The 17,758-nt window shown below is 56.2% G+C and carries 15 protein-coding genes; all 15 read right to left on the minus strand.

Annotated features, from left to right (window positions below):
- Nucleotide 1: 1 nt before the first annotated feature.
- The 15 genes from UTM25_RS20090 to ilvI all read right to left on the minus strand — a co-directional run bounded on the left by UTM25_RS20090 (nucleotide 2) and on the right by ilvI (nucleotide 17,526).
- On the minus strand, nucleotides 2-922 hold the full coding sequence (locus UTM25_RS20090; protein ID WP_047060134.1) for a D-alanine--D-alanine ligase: 921 nt from the start codon (nucleotides 920-922) through the stop codon (nucleotides 2-4).
- Nucleotides 915-2,390, minus strand: coding sequence for a UDP-N-acetylmuramate--L-alanine ligase (murC, locus tag UTM25_RS20095; RefSeq protein ID WP_023310397.1), 1,476 nt, complete (start codon nucleotides 2,388-2,390; stop codon nucleotides 915-917). The genes UTM25_RS20090 and murC overlap by 8 nt, the downstream gene beginning before the upstream one ends.
- A gap of 56 nt (nucleotides 2,391-2,446) precedes the next feature.
- Complete coding sequence (gene murG / locus UTM25_RS20100; protein ID WP_039260813.1) at nucleotides 2,447-3,511, minus strand: undecaprenyldiphospho-muramoylpentapeptide beta-N-acetylglucosaminyltransferase; 1,065 nt, start codon at nucleotides 3,509-3,511, stop codon at nucleotides 2,447-2,449.
- Nucleotides 3,508-4,752 carry a cell division protein FtsW gene (gene ftsW, locus UTM25_RS20105; RefSeq protein WP_023310395.1) on the minus strand — a complete coding sequence of 415 codons (1,245 nt, stop codon included), beginning with the start codon at nucleotides 4,750-4,752 and terminating at the stop codon, nucleotides 3,508-3,510. The genes murG and ftsW overlap by 4 nt, the downstream gene beginning before the upstream one ends.
- Nucleotides 4,752-6,068 carry a UDP-N-acetylmuramoyl-L-alanine--D-glutamate ligase gene (gene murD, locus UTM25_RS20110; protein ID WP_194400750.1) on the minus strand — a complete coding sequence of 439 codons (1,317 nt, stop codon included), beginning with the start codon at nucleotides 6,066-6,068 and terminating at the stop codon, nucleotides 4,752-4,754. The genes ftsW and murD overlap by 1 nt, the downstream gene beginning before the upstream one ends.
- 2 nt (nucleotides 6,069-6,070) lie before the next feature.
- A complete protein-coding gene (gene mraY / locus UTM25_RS20115) occupies nucleotides 6,071-7,153 on the minus strand; it encodes a phospho-N-acetylmuramoyl-pentapeptide-transferase (protein WP_008501985.1) in 1,083 nt (360 codons plus the stop codon).
- The gene (gene murF, locus UTM25_RS20120) at nucleotides 7,147-8,505 is read right to left on the minus strand and encodes a UDP-N-acetylmuramoyl-tripeptide--D-alanyl-D-alanine ligase (RefSeq protein WP_194400752.1); all 1,359 of its coding nucleotides are present in this window, start codon (nucleotides 8,503-8,505) and stop codon (nucleotides 7,147-7,149) included. The genes mraY and murF overlap by 7 nt, the downstream gene beginning before the upstream one ends.
- Nucleotides 8,502-9,989 carry a UDP-N-acetylmuramoyl-L-alanyl-D-glutamate--2,6-diaminopimelate ligase gene (gene murE, locus UTM25_RS20125; protein ID WP_194400754.1) on the minus strand — a complete coding sequence of 496 codons (1,488 nt, stop codon included), beginning with the start codon at nucleotides 9,987-9,989 and terminating at the stop codon, nucleotides 8,502-8,504. Before murE ends, murF begins: the two co-directional genes overlap by 4 nt.
- On the minus strand, nucleotides 9,976-11,742 hold the full coding sequence (locus tag UTM25_RS20130) for a peptidoglycan glycosyltransferase FtsI (RefSeq protein ID WP_109845571.1): 1,767 nt from the start codon (nucleotides 11,740-11,742) through the stop codon (nucleotides 9,976-9,978). Before UTM25_RS20130 ends, murE begins: the two co-directional genes overlap by 14 nt.
- Before the next feature lie 15 nt (nucleotides 11,743-11,757).
- Nucleotides 11,758-12,123 (minus strand): cell division protein FtsL, encoded by a 366-nt coding sequence (gene ftsL, locus UTM25_RS20135; RefSeq protein WP_008501989.1) that lies wholly within the window; start codon nucleotides 12,121-12,123, stop codon nucleotides 11,758-11,760.
- A complete protein-coding gene (rsmH, locus tag UTM25_RS20140) occupies nucleotides 12,120-13,061 on the minus strand; it encodes a 16S rRNA (cytosine(1402)-N(4))-methyltransferase RsmH (RefSeq protein WP_023310390.1) in 942 nt (313 codons plus the stop codon). Before rsmH ends, ftsL begins: the two co-directional genes overlap by 4 nt.
- Nucleotides 13,062-13,063: 2 nt before the next feature.
- The gene (mraZ, locus tag UTM25_RS20145) at nucleotides 13,064-13,522 is read right to left on the minus strand and encodes a division/cell wall cluster transcriptional repressor MraZ (protein WP_021240528.1); all 459 of its coding nucleotides are present in this window, start codon (nucleotides 13,520-13,522) and stop codon (nucleotides 13,064-13,066) included.
- 599 nt (nucleotides 13,523-14,121) lie between these two features.
- Entirely contained in the window at nucleotides 14,122-15,129 is a 1,008-nt protein-coding gene (gene cra / locus UTM25_RS20150; protein ID WP_194400756.1) for a catabolite repressor/activator, read from the minus strand.
- 179 nt (nucleotides 15,130-15,308) lie between these two features.
- Entirely contained in the window at nucleotides 15,309-15,800 is a 492-nt protein-coding gene (gene ilvN, locus UTM25_RS20155) for an acetolactate synthase small subunit (protein ID WP_023310389.1), read from the minus strand.
- A gap of 1 nt (nucleotide 15,801) precedes the next feature.
- Complete coding sequence (gene ilvI / locus UTM25_RS20160) at nucleotides 15,802-17,526, minus strand: acetolactate synthase 3 large subunit (protein ID WP_029741224.1); 1,725 nt, start codon at nucleotides 17,524-17,526, stop codon at nucleotides 15,802-15,804.
- Nucleotides 17,527-17,758 lie beyond the last annotated feature (232 nt).

Raw genomic sequence — 17,758 nt, forward strand, 5'->3', positions numbered from 1 at the left:
ATCAGCCCGCCTGGTCCAGAATGCGTACGACTAACTGCGAGAAGCTCATCCCCGCCTGACGCGCGGCCATCGGCACAAGGCTGTGGCTGGTCATTCCCGGAGAAGTATTCGCTTCCAGCAGATAAAATTGTCCATCGCTGTCCTGCATCACGTCGATGCGTCCCCAGCCCTGACAACCGAGAACATGCCAGGCTTTAAGCACCAGGGACTGTAAATCTGCTTCACGCTCAGCTTCAAGACCACAAGGGCAGAAATATTGCGTCTCATCAGAGAGATACTTCGCCTCATAATCATAGAAGGTTCCGGCCGGTTGGATACGGATTGACGGTAAAATTTCTTCGCCAAGCATCGCGACGGTAAATTCCGGCCCGCTGAGCCATTTTTCAATCAGAACTTCTTCATCATGTTGAAATGCCAGTGCTAAAGCGGACGAAAGATCATCAGCTTTGTCGACTTTGGACATTCCCACGCTGGAGCCTTCCCGGCTGGGCTTTACAATAACCGGTAAGCCCAGTTCAGCAATGCGTGTATTAACGCTATCCGGCAGGCCCAATTCAAATTCGCGACGCGTCAGTGCAACCCATGGCGCAACGGGTAACCCCGCGCCCTGCCACAGAAGCTTGCTGCGCAGTTTATCCATAGAGATAGCGGAGGCCATCACGCCGCTGCCGGTGTACGGCATGCCGATCAAATCCAGAAGCCCCTGCAGGGTGCCGTCTTCACCGCCGCGACCATGCAAAGCGATAAAGACTTTATCGAAGCCCATAGCTTTCAATTGCGTCACGTCGACCTCTTTTGGGTCAACCAGGTGCGCATTGACGCCACCTTCGCGCAGGCCGGCCAGCACAGCCGCGCCGGAATTCAGGGAAACCTCGCGCTCGGCGGAGGTGCCGCCAGACAGGACAGCAATCTTATCAGCCATGATGCTCATCCTCCTGGGTTTGCGGCTTCAGTTTGATTTCAGCTAAGGTACGGGCGATTTTGCCGATATTTCCCGCGCCCTGAATCAGAATCAAATCGTTACCCGTCAGGACCGGTGCCAGAATTTCCGCCACCTGTGCAGGGTCAGAAACCAGAATAGGGTCAACTTTACCGCGTCCACGGATGGTACGACACAGGGAACGGCTGTCAGCACCCGGAATCGGTGTCTCGCCTGCGGCGTACACATCCAGCATTAACAGGGTGTCTACCTGTGACAGGACGCTGGCGAAATCGTCGTACAGATCGCGCGTACGCGTGAAGCGGTGCGGCTGGAAGATCATCACCAGATTTTTGTCAGGCCAGCCTGCACGCGCGGCTTTAATGGTGGCGTCCACTTCGGTCGGATGGTGGCCGTAGTCGTCCACCAGCATCGCTGTGCCGGCTTTGCCGTTAACGGCGTCCAGCGGGAATTCACCAAGGAAGTCGAAGCGACGACCGGTGCCCTGGAAGCTTTCCAGCGCGCGCAGAATCGCATCATCATCAATGCCTTCTTCCGTCGCGACGGCCACTGCCGCTGCGGCATTGAGGGCATTATGGCGCCCTGGCGCATTCAGCGTGACGTGCAGCAGCTCTTTGTCCTGACGCGCCAGCGTGAAGTGCCCCTGCGCACCAATCTGTTTGTACTCTTCCACGCGGACGTCAGCGTCTTCGCTGAAGCCGTAAGTGGTGATTTGACGACCCACGCGCGGCAGCAGCTCGCGGATCACCGGATCGTCTACGCACATCACCGCGCGTCCATAGAACGGCAGGTTGTGCAGGAAGTTGATGAAGGTCTGCTTTAAGTTCTCGAAGTCGCCCTGGTAGGTATCCATATGGTCAGCTTCGATGTTAGTGACAATCGCCACCATCGGTTGCAGGTGCAGGAACGACGCGTCGCTCTCATCCGCTTCAGCAATCAGATAACGACTGTGGCCCAGACGCGCATGTACGCCCGCGGCTTTGACCAGACCGCCGTTGACGAACGTCGGGTCGAGACCCGCTTCCGCATAAATACTGGAGACCATCGCCGTGGTCGTGGTTTTACCGTGGGTCCCGGCAATGGCAATGCCGTGACGGAAACGCATCAGTTCCGCCAGCATTTCTGCACGGCGGATCACCGGAATGCGCGCTTCATGCGCGGCAACGATTTCCGGGTTGTCAGAGGAGATAGCGCTCGAGACCACCACCACGCTCGCATCGCGCACGTTTTCCGGACGATGGTTGAAATAGATAGTCGCCCCAAGCGACGCCAGCTGCTGCGTAACAGGGTTTGGCGCCAGGTCAGACCCGCTGATCTGATAACCTTCGTTAGCTAACACTTCGGCAATACCGCCCATGCCAGCACCACCGATGCCAACAAAGTGAATGTGCCGGACGCGACGCATCTCGGGCACGATTGAACGCAGTTTTGCCAGTTGTTGTGTATTCATTCTCTAAACGCCATCGACTACTTAAAATTCGTGCAGCGCAACACGCGCTGCGAGGGTTAAGCCTGGGCTGCCAGGCTCACTTCTTTTGCCACCCGTTCCGTCGCATCAGGGATAGCGGCCGCGCGTGCGCGTTGCGCCATCTCCAGCAGTGCGTCTCTGTTCCAGCCCGCCAGGGTGGTGGCGACCGCGTCGGCGGTAAATTGTGGCTGCTCAAATATCTTCGCGGCACCGGCTTTCTCAAGCGGCAGCGCATTCCAGTACTGCTGTCTGTCTTTGTGCTGGAACGGCACAAACAGGGCCGGCAGACCCGCGGCGGCGATCTCGCTCACCGTCAGCGCGCCTGAACGACAGACCACGACATCGGCCCAGGCATACGCTGCCGCCATGTCGTCGATAAATTCTGTGACTTTATGCTGCGGCTGGCCTTCGTCTGCGTAAGCTTGCTCAACGGTCTGCTGAGCGCCTTTTCCGCTCTGGTGCCAGATGGTCACGGTATCCCCCAGCTTTGCGGCAACCTGCGGCATCGTCTGGTTTAGAATGCGTGCGCCCTGAGAGCCGCCGACGACCAGTACACGAACCGGCCCTTCACGGCCCGTCAGGCGAGCATCCGGCAGCGGCAGCGCCAGCACGTCCACACGCACCGGGTTACCCACCACGTCCGCTTTCGGGAACGCGCCGGGAAACGCCTGCATAACTTTGGTAGCGATTTTCGCCAGCCACTTGTTGGTCAGTCCGGCAATACCGTTCTGTTCATGCAGCACAACGGGAATGCCTAACGACCACGCCGCCAGCCCGCCAGGACCCGAGACATAGCCGCCCATGCCCAGCACCACATCTGGCTTAAAGCGCTTCATGATGGTGCGCGCCTGACGCCAGGCGTTAAAAATACGCACCGGTGCCAGCAGCATTGCCTTGAGGCCCTTGCCCCGAAGGCCGGAAATACGAATAAAGTCGATCTCAATACCGTGCTTCGGTACCAGATCGGCTTCCATGCGGTCTGCGGTTCCCAGCCAGCGTACCTGCCAGCCCTGATCCATTAAATGGTGCGCAACCGCCAGTCCCGGGAACACGTGTCCACCGGTACCGCCTGCCATCACCATTAACCGCTTCGGTTGATTCATCGTGAACCTCGTGTAAACGCCTGGGCTTTTTCCAGACGCGTTTCATAATCTATGCGCAACAAAAACATGATGGCCGTCGACATAATCAACAGACTGGAACCACCATAACTGATCAACGGCAGCGTCAGACCTTTGGTCGGCAGCATACCCGCTGCGGCCCCGACGTTAACCAATGCCTGGAAGCTAAACCAGATACCAATTGAGCAGGCTAAGAATCCTGAGAAGCGGTGATCGATCTCCAGCGCTTTCCGCCCGATGGACATGGCACGGAAAGCGACGAAGAATACCATTAATAGCGCTAATACCACACCGATATAACCCAGTTCTTCCGCAATAATGGAGAAGATGAAGTCAGTATGCGCTTCCGGCAAATACTCCAGTTTCTGTACCGAGTTACCCAGCCCCTGCCCCCAGACTTCACCGCGACCAAAGGCCATCAGCGACTGCGTCAGCTGATAACCGCTGCCGAACGGATCTTCCCAAGGGTTCCAGAATGAGGTCACACGGCGAATACGGTAAGGCTCGGCGAGGATCAGCAGCACAACCGCTGAAATCCCCATCCCGATGATAGCGATGAACTGCCACAGCTTCGCGCCCGCCAGGAACAGCATCGCCAGGGTGGTAACGAACAGCACGACAACGGTACCGAGGTCAGGCTGCGCCAGCAGTAATACCGCCAGCACCAGAATCACGCCCATCGGTTTTAAGAAGCCGCGCAGGTTGTTACGCACTTCATCTACCTTACGCACCAGGTAGTTAGCGAGGTAGCAGAACAGGGAGAGCTTGGTAAATTCCGCAGGCTGAATGCGCAGCGGGCCAAAGGCGATCCAGCGAGATGCCCCGTTAACAGAGCTCCCCACCACCAGTACGATCAGCAGCATAATAATCGAGGCGATCAGCATCGCCGTACTATGCCGCTGCCAGAACTCCATCGGCAGACGCAAGGTCACCAGCGCCAGGCAGAACGCCAGGATGATGTAAAGACCATCACGCTTGGCAAACAGGAAAGGATCATTCGCCAGACGCTGCCCGACAGGCATTGAGGCTGACGTCACCATAATAAAGCCGACCGCCGCTAGCCCCATCGTGAGCCAGAACAGCGTGCGATCGTACATGACCAGGCTGTCGTTATCTTTTTGACGAGAGCCCATCACCCAGCCTTTGAGCGCCGCAAACACCCATGCCAGGATCCCAAATCCTGGCAGACGCGGCATTTTTAGGCGAGGGAGAGATAAACGCATTAGCCTAACTCCTTCGCCAGGCGGGTAAAGACATCACCACGCTGTTCGAAATTCTTGAATTGATCGAGGCTGGCACAGGCCGGAGAGAGCAGCACCATATCGCCTGGCTTCACGCGAGGAGCAATCAGCCGCATCGCCTGTTCCATGGTTTCGGTTTGCTCGGCAACGTCAGGGCGCAGTTCAGCCAGCTCGCTGCCGTCACGGCCGAAGCAGTACAGGCGGATGTTATCTCCGGCGAGATACGGCTTCAGGGAGGAGAAATCAGCTGATTTACCGTCGCCGCCCAGCAGTAAATGCAGGGTACCGTCAACGTGCAGACCGTTCAGCGCGGCCTCGGTGCTGCCCACGTTAGTGGCTTTGGAGTCGTTGATCCAGCGCACGCCGTTGTGCTCCAGCGCCAGCTGGAAACGGTGCGCCAGACCAGAAAACGTGGTTAACGCTTTCAGGCTGGAGGAGCGCGGCAGCCCTACCGCATCGGCCAGCGCCAGCGCCGCCAGGGCATTGGTATAGTTGTGCTGACCTGAGAGCTTCATCTCTTTCACGTTCAGCACTTTCTCACCTTTCACGCGCAGCCAGGTTTCGCCCAGCTGACGGTTCAGGTGGTAATCCCCCATCGTGATACCGAAGCTAATGCAGCGATCGTCTGCGCCACGCACCGGCATGGTCAGCGCGTCATCGGCGTTAACAACGCAGACTTTAGCATTTTCATAAACGCGGAGCTTGGCGGCACGGTACTGCTGCAGACCAAAGGGATACCTGTCCATATGGTCTTCAGTTACGTTGAGGATCGTCGCAGCCGCAGCATGCAGGCTGGAGGTGGTTTCCAGCTGGAAGCTGGAAAGCTCGAGAACATACAGCTCGCAGCCTTTGTCCAGCAGCATCAGAGCAGGTAAACCAATGTTACCGCCAACGCCGACGTTCATTCCCGCCGCTTTCGCCATTTCACCCACAAGGGTGGTGACGGTGCTTTTACCGTTAGAACCGGTAATAGCGATAACGGGCGCCTGCGCTTCGCGGCAGAACAGCTCGATATCGCCAACAATCTCAACGCCCGCATCCGCGGCAGCGCTCAGCGAAGGATGCGCCAGCGCCATACCCGGACTGGCGACAATCAGATCGGCTGCCAGCAGCCAGTCATCATTCAGACCACCAAGGTGGCGTTCAACCTGTTCCGGCAGTTTGTCCAGACCCGGCGGAGAGACACGCGTATCCATCACGCGTGGCGTCACGCCGCGTGCGAGGAAAAAGTCCACGCAGGAGAGCCCCGTGAGGCCCAACCCGATGATAACGACTTTTTTGCCCTGGTAATCTGCCATGATTAACGTACCTTCAGCGTTGCCAGGCCAATCAGCACCAGCATCAGCGAAATAATCCAGAAGCGCACAATCACGCGCGGCTCCGGCCAGCCTTTCAGTTCATAGTGGTGGTGAATCGGCGCCATACGGAAGATGCGCTGACCGCGCAGCTTGAAGGAACCGACCTGCAAAATCACCGACAGGGTTTCAACCACAAACACGCCGCCCATGATCACCAGCAGGAACTCCTGACGCAGCAGTACGGCGATAATGCCGAGCGCACCGCCCAAAGCCAGAGAACCGACGTCACCCATAAAGACCTGCGCCGGATAGGTGTTGAACCACAGGAAGCCCAGCCCCGCGCCGACAATCGCCGTACAGACGATCACCAGCTCACCCGCGTGACGCAGATAAGGGATGTGCAGATAATTTGCAAAGTTCATGTTACCGGTCGCCCACGCCACCAGCGCAAAACCGGCGGCCACGAAGACGGTTGGCATAATCGCCAGACCATCCAGACCGTCGGTCAGGTTAACGGCGTTGCCGGTACCAACAATCACAAAGTAGGCCAGCAGGATGTAGAACAGCCCCAGCTGCGGCATCACATCTTTAAAGAACGGCACGACCAGCTCGGTAGCTGGCGTGTCTTTGCCTGCCAGATACAGCGCGAAAGCCACGCCCAGCGCGATCACCGACATCCAGAAATACTTCCAGCGCGCGATCAGGCCTTTGGTATCTTTGCGAACGACTTTGCGGTAATCATCCACAAAACCGATGATCCCGTAACCCACCAGTACCGTCAGAACGCACCAGACGTACGGGTTGGAGGGATACGCCCACAGCAGTACAGAAACGACGATGGCGGTCAGGATCATGATCCCGCCCATGGTCGGCGTGCCGCGCTTGCTGAAGTGCGATTCCGGACCGTCGTTACGCACAACCTGGCCGAAAGAGAGTTTTTGCAGACGGGCAATCATGCGCGGGCCCATCCACAACGAGATGAACAGCGCAGTCAGCAGGCTGACGATGGCGCGAAACGTCAGATACGAAAAGACGTTAAAGCCTGAATAATATTTGACCAAATGTTCGGCCAGCCAAACTAACATGTCCCGTTCTCCTGTAATGCGTGCACAACCTCTTCCATGGCGGCACTACGTGAACCTTTCACTAACACAGTCACAATTTGTTTTTCTGTAATCAACGCCTTAAGGCGCGCTATCAACGCGGTTTTGTCAGCAAAATGCTCGCCAACGCCGCTGGCATGGCTAATCGCCTGGCTCAGTTTTCCTGCGCTCAGCACGCAGTCCAGCCCCGCCGCTTTCGCCGCTTGACCGACCTGGGTATGGCAGGCCTCGCTTTCGTCGCCCAGCTCTGCCATATCGCCCACCACCATGATGCGGTAGCCCGGCATTTCAGATAGCACCTGCACCGCCGCCGTCATTGAGCCAACGTTCGCGTTGTAGGAGTCATCCAGCAGCAGCTTGTTTTCCGAAAGCTGAATCGGGAACAGACGTCCCGGCACGGCTTTCAGGTTCGCCAGCCCGGTTTTAATCGCTTCATGCGACGCGCCCACCGCCGTCGACAACGCCGCCGCCGCAAGCGCATTGGCGATGTTATGGCGACCCGGCAGCGGTAGCAGCACATCAACGCCACCCGTTGGGGTGGAGAGGGTGAACTCCGTGCCGTGCGACGTCACGTGGATATTGGTCGCGGTAAAATCACTGTTGGCCGCATTCGGCGAGAAGCGCCAGGTTTTACGCGAACCAATGATGCTTTGCCAGTTCAGCCAGTCGTTGTTGTCGGCGTTCAGGATGGCGATACCGTCATCCGGCAGGCCGCTGTAAATCTCACCTTTGGCTTTCGCTACACCTTCCAGCGAGCCAAAACCTTCCAGATGCGCCGCCGCGAGGTTATTCACCAGCGCGGCTTCCGGGCGAGTCAGGCTCACGGTCCAGGCGATTTCGCCCTGGTGGTTCGCCCCTAACTCGATCACCGCAAATTCGTGTTCTTTAGTCAGACGGAGTAATGTCATCGGCACGCCGATGTCATTATTGAGGTTGCCCGCGGTATAAAGCGTATTCCCGCACTGGCTGAGGATCGCCGCCGTCATCTCTTTCACCGACGTCTTGCCTGATGAACCGGTCAAGGCGACAACGCGAGTAGGGACCTGCTGACGAACCCAGGCGGCCAGCTCACCGAACGCGATACGCGTATCTTTCACCACAATTTGTGGCAGTTCGATATCGAGCCTGCGGCTGACGAGCAGCGCACCAGCGCCGTTCTCTTTGGCCTGTTCCGCAAAATCATGCGCGTCAAAACGCTCGCCTTTCAGCGCCACAAACAGACAGCCTGCGGTGATTTTGCGGGTGTCCGTCGTTACGGCATCAATGGTCAGGTCTTGCCCGTGGAGGTCGCCCTGCAGAATAGCAGCGGCCTGGCTTAACGTGATGCTAATCATGCCACGACTCCCAGCAGGCGTGCTGCCGTTACGCGGTCCGAGTAGTCCAGACGGCGATTGCCAACGATCTGATAATCTTCATGGCCTTTGCCCGCCAGCAGGACAACATCATTCTCCCGCGCCTGCATGATGGTGTTGGTCACGGCTTCCGCACGCCCTTCCACCACGCGAGCGCGGCCCGCGTCCAGCATGCCCGCCAGAATGTCATTAATGATGGCGCGCGGCTCTTCGGTACGCGGGTTGTCATCGGTCACAACCGGAATATCTGCAAACTGCTCGGCAATAGCCCCCATCAGCGGGCGTTTGCCTTTATCGCGATCTCCGCCGCAGCCAAACACGCACCAGAGCTTACCGGTGCAGTGCAGGCGTGCCGCTTCCAGCGCTTTTTCCAGCGCATCCGGCGTGTGGGCATAATCAACCACAACGGTCGGCTTGCCCGGCGCGCTGAACACTTCCATACGGCCGCAAACCGGCTGCAGACGCGCTGAGGTTTTCAGCAGTTCAGCCATCGGATAACCCAGCGCCAGCAGCGTTGCCAGCGCCAGCAGCAGGTTGCTGACGTTAAACGCGCCCATCAGGCGGCTTTCAATTTCACCTTCCCCCCAGGAAGAGGTAAAGCGGATTGTCGCCCCGCTGTCGTGATAATTCACCTCAACCGCCTTCAGCCAGCGGCCATGGCAGTTCGGATTGATATGGTCTTCCATCGACACGGCAACCGCATCCGGCAGCTTCGCCAGCCAGCGGCGGCCCACTTCATCGTCGGCGTTGATGATGGCTTGTCCGTAATGGTGAGTAGAGAACAGCAGCCATTTCGCGGCTTCGTAATGCTCCATATCACCGTGATAATCAAGATGATCGCGGCTCAGGTTGGTAAACACGGAAGCAGCAAATTTCAGCGCCGCGACGCGGTGTTGAACCAGACCGTGCGAAGAGACTTCCATCGCAGCAAAGGTTGCCCCCTGCCCTGCCAGACCGGCAAGCACATGCTGTACGTCTACCGCCGAGCCGGTAGTGTTTTCCGTCGGGCTCACTTTGCCCAGCAGCCCGTTACCCACGGTACCCATCACCGCACTGGTTTCACCCAGCAGCTGGGCCCACTGCGCCATCAGCTGCGTGGTAGTGGTTTTACCGTTGGTACCCGTGACGCCTACCAGGCGCAGCTGGTCGGAAGGTTCGTGATAAAAACGTCCTGCCAGCGCGGAAAGACGCTCGTTTAACTGGCTGAGATAGATGACCGGCACCCCGTGCATTTCACGGATCTCACCGTCGGTTGCCTCATCTTTGGCCTCAGCAATAATGGCAGCCACACCTTGCGCAATCGCCTGCGGGATATAACGACGCCCGTCCGCCTGATGACCAACCACCGCCACAAAAAGATCGCCAGAAGCAGCCACGCGGCTGTCCAGTACCATCTCTCGCAGTGCTCGCTCCGGTGCATTTGGCACCCACGGAGCGAGAAGGTCGCGCAAATTACGATCTGCCACCTGTACCCTCGCCTTGATTAATTACAAATTCACTTTTTTCGCCCGTCGCCAGCGCATCCGGTTCGATGTTCATGGTGCGTAACACGCCGCCCATGATAGCCCCGAACACAGGCGCGGAGACGGCGCCGCCGTAGTATTTACCCGCCTGTGGATCGTTTATCACGACCACCAGCGCAAAACGCGGATTGCTTGCAGGCGCAACGCCTGCGGTATAGGCAATGTATTTGTTGATATAGCGGCCGTCCGGCCCTACTTTTTTCGCCGTACCGGTCTTGATAGCGATGCGATAACCTTTGATTGCCGCCTTCACGCCGCCGCCGCCGGGCAGCGCTACGCTTTCCATCATATGAACAACAGTACGGACGGTTGATTCCGGGAAGATACGCTCACCGGGAACTGGTGGATCAACTTTGGTAATCGACAGCGGACGATAAACGCCATAGCTGCCGATCGTTGCGTAGACTCGCGCTAACTGTAACGGTGTCACCATTAGCCCGTAGCCGAAAGAGAAGGTGGCCCTCTCTATGTCAGACCACCGTTGTTTTTGAGGATATAAGCCACTGCGTTCTCCGACCAACCCCAAATTGGTCGCCTTTCCAAGTCCAAAACGTGAGTAAGTCTCTACTAACGCTGAGGACGGCATCGCTAACGCCAGCTTTGAAACACCGACGTTACTCGACTTCTGTAACACCCCGGTCAGGGTCAATTCGCTGTAGCGCGCCACGTCTTTGATTTCGTGGCCGTTAATTCGGTATGGAATGGTATTCAGTACGGTGTTTTCATTGACGATACCGCGCTGAAGTGCAGTCATGACCACCATCGGCTTAACGGTCGAACCCGGTTCGAATACGTCGGTGATGGTACGGTTACGCATAACATCCTTCTGCGTACCGGTGAGATTGTTAGGGTTGTAGGAAGGACTATTGGCCATCGCCAGCACTTCACCCGTGTTGACGTCGACTAACACGGCACTGCCCGATTCCGCTTTGTTGAAGGCCACGGCATTGTTCAGCTCGCGGTAAACCAGCGCCTGTAGCCGCTCATCGATACTCAGTGCAAGGTTGTGTGCGGCCTGGCTGTCCGTAGAGGAAATATCCTCGATCACGCGACCGTAGCGGTCTTTACGCACAATGCGTTCGCCCGGCTGGCCGGTCAGCCATTTATCAAAGCTTTTTTCAACGCCTTCAATCCCCTGGCTATCCACGTTAGTAAAGCCAATGAGGTGAGCAGTCACTTCGCCGGAAGGATAGTAACGACGAGATTCTTCACGCAGATGGATCCCCGGCAGCTTCAATTTTTTGATGTAGTCCGCCATGTCAGGGTTCACCTGACGCGCCAGATAGATAAACCGCCCTCTCGGGTTGGTATTCACGCGTGAAGCTAACTGGTCAAGCGGCATCTTCAGCGCGTCCGCAAGCGCCTTCCAGCGGTTATCAAGCGTGATCCCGCCTGCATCATGCAGTTCTTTAGGATCGGCCCAGATCGCCTTCACCGGCACGCTCACCGCCAGCGGGCGACCCGAGCGGTCGGTGATCATCCCGCGGGATGTCGACACTTCCTGGACGCGCAGGGAGCGCATGTCGCCCTGGCGCACCAGCATGTCAGGAGCGACGATTTGCAGCCAGGCCACGCGTCCTAGCAGAAAACCCAGAGCGAGTAAAATGCAGCCGCAAAGCAACGCAAAACGCCAACTGACAAAGTTGGCCTGTTCTTCCTGACGTTTTGGTTTTAGCGTTTTTGCCGCTGCTTTCATGCGTCGCGTTTTCCCTTATTTTTGTACTACGATATTTTCCTGCGAAGGATCAACATGCTGCAGTTGCAGCTTTTCCGTTGCGATCCGTTCAACCCGGCTGTGATCGCCGAGCGCGTTTTCTTCAAGGATCAGATTTCGCCATTCAATATCCAGCGCATCGCGTTCCAGTACCATCTGCTCGCGTTGCGCAGTCAATAAACGTGTATGGTGGGCGGTGGTCACCACCGTAACCGCCGTGACAATGATGCAAATGAACAGACAGAGTGGCAGTTTCCCAAACCGCAAAAGATCGTCGCCGATCACGCCAGGCAAGGCATGGCGCTCGTTGCTTCCTAACGAATCCTTAACTTTGCTTAGGGTCTCTGTCACTCTGCCGATCATGCGTTCGTCCTCTCTGCAACACGCAGCACTGAACTACGGGCGCGTGGATTCTCTGCCACTTCTTCTTCGCCCGGCATCAACTTGCCTAATGCTCGCAACTGACGGCCACCCAGCTTCCTGAGTTGTTCTTCCGTCATCGGCAGCCCCGCTGGCACCTGTGGACCGCGGCTTTGTTCACGCATAAAGCGTTTCACAATACGGTCTTCCAGCGAATGGAAGCTGATGATGGATAACCGCCCACCCGGGGCCAGCACGTCGAGCGAGCTTTTTAGCGCCAGCTCTATTTCCTCCAGTTCACTGTTTACCCAGATGCGAACCGCCTGGAAGGTACGGGTCGCGGGATGTTTGTGCTTATCCTTCACCGGTGTCGCCGCCGCGATCACCTCAGCCAGCTCTTTGGTGCGGGTCATTGGCTCAATGCGATTGCGCTCAACGATGGCGCGCGCAATACGTTTGCCAAAGCGCTCTTCGCCAAACGTTTTGATGACCCATGCAATATCTGCTTCGTCAGCGGTCTGTAACCACTCAGCGGCAGACTGACCGCGCGTCGGGTCCATACGCATGTCCAGCGGACCATCACGCATAAAGGAGAAACCACGTTCAGCATCATCAAGTTGGGGTGAAGAGACGCCAAGATCGAGAAGAATCCCGTCGATCTTGCCCGTCAGGCCGCGCTCGGCAACATATTCCGCGAGCGCAGAGAAAGGTCCATGCACGATGGAAAAGCGTGGGTCATTGATGGTTTGTGCAACGGCAATTGCCTGCGGATCGCGATCGATTGCCAGCAGACGTCCTTCCTCTCCAAGCTGGGAGAGAATCAAACGCGAGTGACCACCGCGACCAAACGTGCCATCAATGTAGATGCCATCCGGACGAATATTCAGACCGTTAACGGCCTCGTCCAGTAACACTGTTTTATGTTTATAATTTTCCATCATATTTATAGAGACAAGTCCTGCAGCCGTTCCGATAATGTCGCGGAATCAGACTGCTCAGCGTCGATATCTTCCTTGACCTGTTGATACCAGGTCGTTTCATCCCACAGTTCAAACTTGTTGAACTGCCCGACCAGCATCACTTCTTTGGTCAGACCGGCATGTTGCCGCAACACAGGCGCAATCAGTAATCGCCCTGCGTTATCCATCTGACATTCACTGGCATGTCCCAATAACAGCCGCTGCACGCGGCGTTCCTGCGGGTTCATGCTCGACAGTCGCGACAGCTTTTGCTCAATAATTTCCCATTCAGGCAAGGGGTAAAGCAGCAGGCAGGGGGAGTTAATGTCAATGGTGCAAACCATTTGACCCGCAGCGTTCTCAATCAGCTGGTCGCGGTATCGGGTTGGTACCGATAAACGCCCTTTGCTGTCGAGATTGACTAACGTAGCTCCACGGAACATGCCAGTCTCACCCCTCCTCACCACTTTAACCCACAAATTCCCACCTAAAGGAGTTTACGGAGCGAGGGAAAAGCTTGTCAAGCCAGGACTCTCCCTATAAGGACTCGAAAGCCCTCTATTTACAGAGATAAACAGTCCTGGTTAATAACTGCACAACTGGCGAGGCAAAATTAACGTTATGAATATTTGTAAGAAAAAAACCGAATATGCACACTAGCGTTAAAGCTCACTCAATATCATCGCAGATAAATATAAAGTGTCAGTTTGCGACGCGGGCAGCATTTTATGACAGATTCTCAGGGGATAACAGCGCCAGATTCACTCGGGCACCCGGTAAGCGCGGCGGTTGCCACGTAAGCTGGCAAAGGAGGAGGAAAAACGTCTGATTATTCATCGGCCGAAGAGGGTTTGTAACAAATTAATACAAAGATAGCTGTTTAAAATCGCCCGGACGTTCTTTAAAGGGCCAATTTAAAAGTCAGAATGAATTAAGAAAATAGGTGATTAGGATCTCTCAAGAATTATCCTAATTTCTCTCCGGGAATTATGCGCACGAATTATCGCAACAAAATGGGGCAGATTTCGCCGCCCCAGTCATTTCATTTTTGGCGGCTTAAAATTCCGCGATGGTAGAGATTACGTTTGATCCGCGTCAGGCCCGGCTTCGGTTTGCGCGGCTCATCCAGGCTTGCCAGCACAATCTCCAGCACGCGTTCAGCCACATCGCGGTGACGCTGTGCTACCGCCAGCACCGGGCACTGGAGGAAGTCGAGCAGCTCGTTATCCCCGAACGTGGCAATCGCCAGATCGGAGGGCAGTTTACCTTCACGCCGTAATGTTACATCCATGACACCCTGCAACAGCGCAAACGAGGTGGTGAACAGCGCCTGAGGCATCGGGTGCGTTTCCAGCCATTTCTCAAACAGCTGTGCCGCGGCTTCACGCTCATAGCTATTGGCATAGAGGTAGTGAACCTCGCGCGGATCGTCTTTCCAGGCGGTTCTGAATCCCTGCTCGCGCAGGAAGCTCACGGAAAGCTCGGGCAACGCGCCAAGATACAGCACTATCTCTGCGGGGAACGTTCTCAGCTCTGCGGCCAACATTTCTGCATCATCCTGATCCGCACCCACGACGCTGGTGAAATGCTCGCGATCGAGCGCGCGATCAAGCGCAACGATTGGGAACGGGTCGTTCGCCCAGCGCTGGTAGAACGGATGCTCTGGCGGCAAGGAGGTCGACACGATAATGGCATCCACCTGACGCTGGAGCAGATGCTCAATGCAGCGCATCTCGTTGTCGGGCTGGTCTTCCGAGCAGGCAATCAGCAACTGATAGCCGCGCTGGCGCGCCTGACGTTCAAGATAGTTGGCGATACGGGTATAGCTGGTGTTTTCCAGGTCAGGGATCACCAGACCAATAGAGCGGGTACGCCCGGCACGCAGACCGGCTGCGACAGCATTCGGATGGTAGTTATGCTCACGAACCACCGCCATAACTTTTTCAACGGTCTTGTCGCTGACACGGTACTGCTTTGCTTTACCGTTAATCACATAGCTGGCCGTTGTTCGTGACACGCCGGCTAGCCGGGCGATTTCATCCAGTTTCACAATTGCCCCTTAAAAAAAGAAAAGAGTCCATGGCCCTGTCAAGGTTATGGTTAAATCTTTTAACATCTAAACGCAGAAAAGCCTTCCCGGCAACCGCTTTTATCTGCGTTGTCGGCTGATTACGCAAAAAAAAGCCCGGCTTTGGTGACCGGGCAGAAAGAGGCGAACCTTTTTGACAACTAACGCATGATTTTCTCGCCGCGTGACAGACCCACAACCCCCGATCTCGCGACCTCGACAATTTTTGCGACATCCCGCACGGACGCCAGGAAAGCATCCAGCTTGTCGCTTGTCCCGACCAGCTGAACCGTATAAAGAGAAGGCGTGACGTCGATAATCTGGCCGCGGAAAATATCCGCATTGCGTTTGACTTCATCACGCCCGTAGCCGCTGGCCTGGATTTTCACCAGCATGACCTCACGTTCAACGTAGGCACCCTGCCCCAGCTCGCTCACGCGCAGTACGTCGACCAGCTTATGCAGCTGTTTTTCAATTTGCTCAAGTACTTTGGCATCGCCGACGGTTTGGATCGTCATGCGCGACAGCGTCGGGTCTTCCGTCGGGGCAACGGTCAGGCTTTCAATGTTATAGCCGCGCTGCGCAAAAAGGCCAATGACGCGCGACAGTGCGCCAGACTCGTTTTCCAGTAAAACAGATAATATCCGGCGCATATCAGGTTCTCTCCGTTTTGCTTAACCACATTTCATCCATACCACCACCACGAATATGCATCGGATAAACGTGCTCGGTTCCATCAACAATTACATCCATAAAGACGAGGCGGTTGTTTTTAACGTGCTCAAGCGCCTGTGCGAGCTTCGTTTCCAGCTCGGCCGGATCGGTCACCCGCATGCCTACGTGGCCATATGCTTCAGCAAGACGAACAAAATCTGGCAGCGATTTCATGTAGGACTGGGAGTGGCGGCCAGAGTAGATCATATCCTGCCACTGCTTGACCATACCGAGATACCCGTTATTCAGGTTCAGCACCAGTACCGGCAGTTCATACTGCAGCGCGGTAGACAGCTCCTGAATGTTCATCTGAATACTGCCGTCCCCCGTCACGCAGACGACGGTTTCATTCGGCAGCGCCAGCTTCACGCCCAGCGCGGCAGGCAGACCGAAGCCCATGGTTCCTAAACCACCGGAGTTGATCCAGTGTCGCGGTTTATCAAACGGGTAATACAGGGCGGCAAACATCTGATGCTGCCCCACGTCTGAGGTCACGTACGCCTCACCTTTCGTCAGTCGCCACACCGCTTCAATGACCGCCTGCGGCTTAATGTTTTCACTTTGCGTGTCATATTTCAGGCACTGACGCGCGCGCCATTGTTCAATCTGCTGCCACCAGTCGCGGATCTCATCCAGCGGCTGGGTTGCACTCTCCTGGGTCAGCAGGTCCAGCATTTGCTCCAGAACCTGACGGGCATCGCCGACGATCGGCACATCAGCCGACACCGTTTTTGAAATTGACGTTGGATCGATATCAATGTGCAGCACGGTGGCGTTCGGACAATACTTCGCCAGGTTGTTGGTGGTGCGATCGTCAAAGCGCACGCCGACGGCAAAGATCACATCGGAATGATGCATTGTCATATTGGCTTCATAGGTACCGTGCATACCCAGCATCCCCAGCGCCTGACGATGGGTGGCAGGGAACGCCCCCAGCCCCATCAGCGACGACGCAACGGGAAGGTTAAGCTTTTCAATCAGTTCACGAAGCTGAGCTTCACAGGCAGAGTTGATCGCCCCGCCACCGACATAGACCACCGGTTTTTTGGCGGCCAGAAGCGTTTGCAACGCTCGCTTGATCTGACCTTTATGCCCCTGCGTTGTGGGGTTATAAGAGCGCATGCTGACCGATTCCGGCCAGACATAAGGCAGCTTGTTTGCCGGGTTGAGAATATCTTTAGGCAGATCGACCACCACCGGTCCCGGGCGTCCGCTCGCCGCCAGCCAGAAGGCTTTTTTCAGTATGCCGGGAATGTCTTCTGTTTGCTTGACCAGAAAGCTGTGCTTCACAACGGGACGCGAAATCCCGACCATGTCGCACTCCTGAAACGCATCGTAGCCAATCAGTGAGGTTGCCACCTGCCCGGAGAGGATCACCAGCGGAATGGAGTCCATATAGGCCGTCGCAATGCCGGTAATGGCGTTTGTCGCGCCGGGGCCGGACGTAACTAATACCACGCCCACTTCACCCGTCGCACGTGCCAGGCCGTCAGCCATGTGTACCGCCGCCTGCTCGTGACGTACCAGAACATGGTCAATGCCCCCAACCGTATGCAGCGCATCATAAATATCGAGGACCGCACCGCCAGGGTAGCCGAATACTTGCTTTACGCCCTGATCGATCAGCGACCGAACGACCATTTCCGCGCCAGACAACATCTCCATGCTTTGCCTCCAGGCATTTTGTTATAGACGGACTGCCGAATTCATTTCCGCACCGTCTTACGATTGGGATAAACCAATCTTATATTTTGCAGAGTGTTCTTTACCTTAACCGCTCGTTATGAGGCAGGCAATTAGCAAACCCGGTGAGATAAACGGTGCGTAAAGCAGAAAAAGCAGCCGTTATCAGAAGATATGGTTAATTCCTCTGGGAATAGAGGATGGGGTGATAAAT

It is taken from the genome of Enterobacter sp. 61D5 (assembly GCF_034107965.1).
GTDB classification, from domain to species: Bacteria; Pseudomonadota; Gammaproteobacteria; order Enterobacterales; family Enterobacteriaceae; genus Enterobacter; species Enterobacter cloacae_M.

Coding starts and splice junctions, on each gene's coding strand:
- ilvI (WP_029741224.1), bottom strand. CDS start 17,526: ATGGAGATGTTGTCTGGCGCGGAAATGGTCGTTCGGTCGCTGATCGAT.
- rsmH (WP_023310390.1), bottom strand. CDS start 13,061: ATGATGGAAAATTATAAACATAAAACAGTGTTACTGGACGAGGCCGTT.
- mraZ (WP_021240528.1), bottom strand. CDS start 13,522: ATGTTCCGTGGAGCTACGTTAGTCAATCTCGACAGCAAAGGGCGTTTA.
- ftsW (WP_023310395.1), bottom strand. CDS start 4,752: ATGCGTTTATCTCTCCCTCGCCTAAAAATGCCGCGTCTGCCAGGATTT.
- murD (WP_194400750.1), bottom strand. CDS start 6,068: ATGGCAGATTACCAGGGCAAAAAAGTCGTTATCATCGGGTTGGGCCTC.
- murC (WP_023310397.1), bottom strand. CDS start 2,390: ATGAATACACAACAACTGGCAAAACTGCGTTCAATCGTGCCCGAGATG.
- UTM25_RS20130 (WP_109845571.1), bottom strand. CDS start 11,742: ATGAAAGCAGCGGCAAAAACGCTAAAACCAAAACGTCAGGAAGAACAG.
- ilvN (WP_023310389.1), bottom strand. CDS start 15,800: ATGCGCCGGATATTATCTGTTTTACTGGAAAACGAGTCTGGCGCACTG.
- UTM25_RS20090 (WP_047060134.1), bottom strand. CDS start 922: ATGGCTGATAAGATTGCTGTCCTGTCTGGCGGCACCTCCGCCGAGCGC.
- murF (WP_194400752.1), bottom strand. CDS start 8,505: ATGATTAGCATCACGTTAAGCCAGGCCGCTGCTATTCTGCAGGGCGAC.
- ftsL (WP_008501989.1), bottom strand. CDS start 12,123: ATGATCGGCAGAGTGACAGAGACCCTAAGCAAAGTTAAGGATTCGTTA.
- murG (WP_039260813.1), bottom strand. CDS start 3,511: ATGAATCAACCGAAGCGGTTAATGGTGATGGCAGGCGGTACCGGTGGA.
- mraY (WP_008501985.1), bottom strand. CDS start 7,153: ATGTTAGTTTGGCTGGCCGAACATTTGGTCAAATATTATTCAGGCTTT.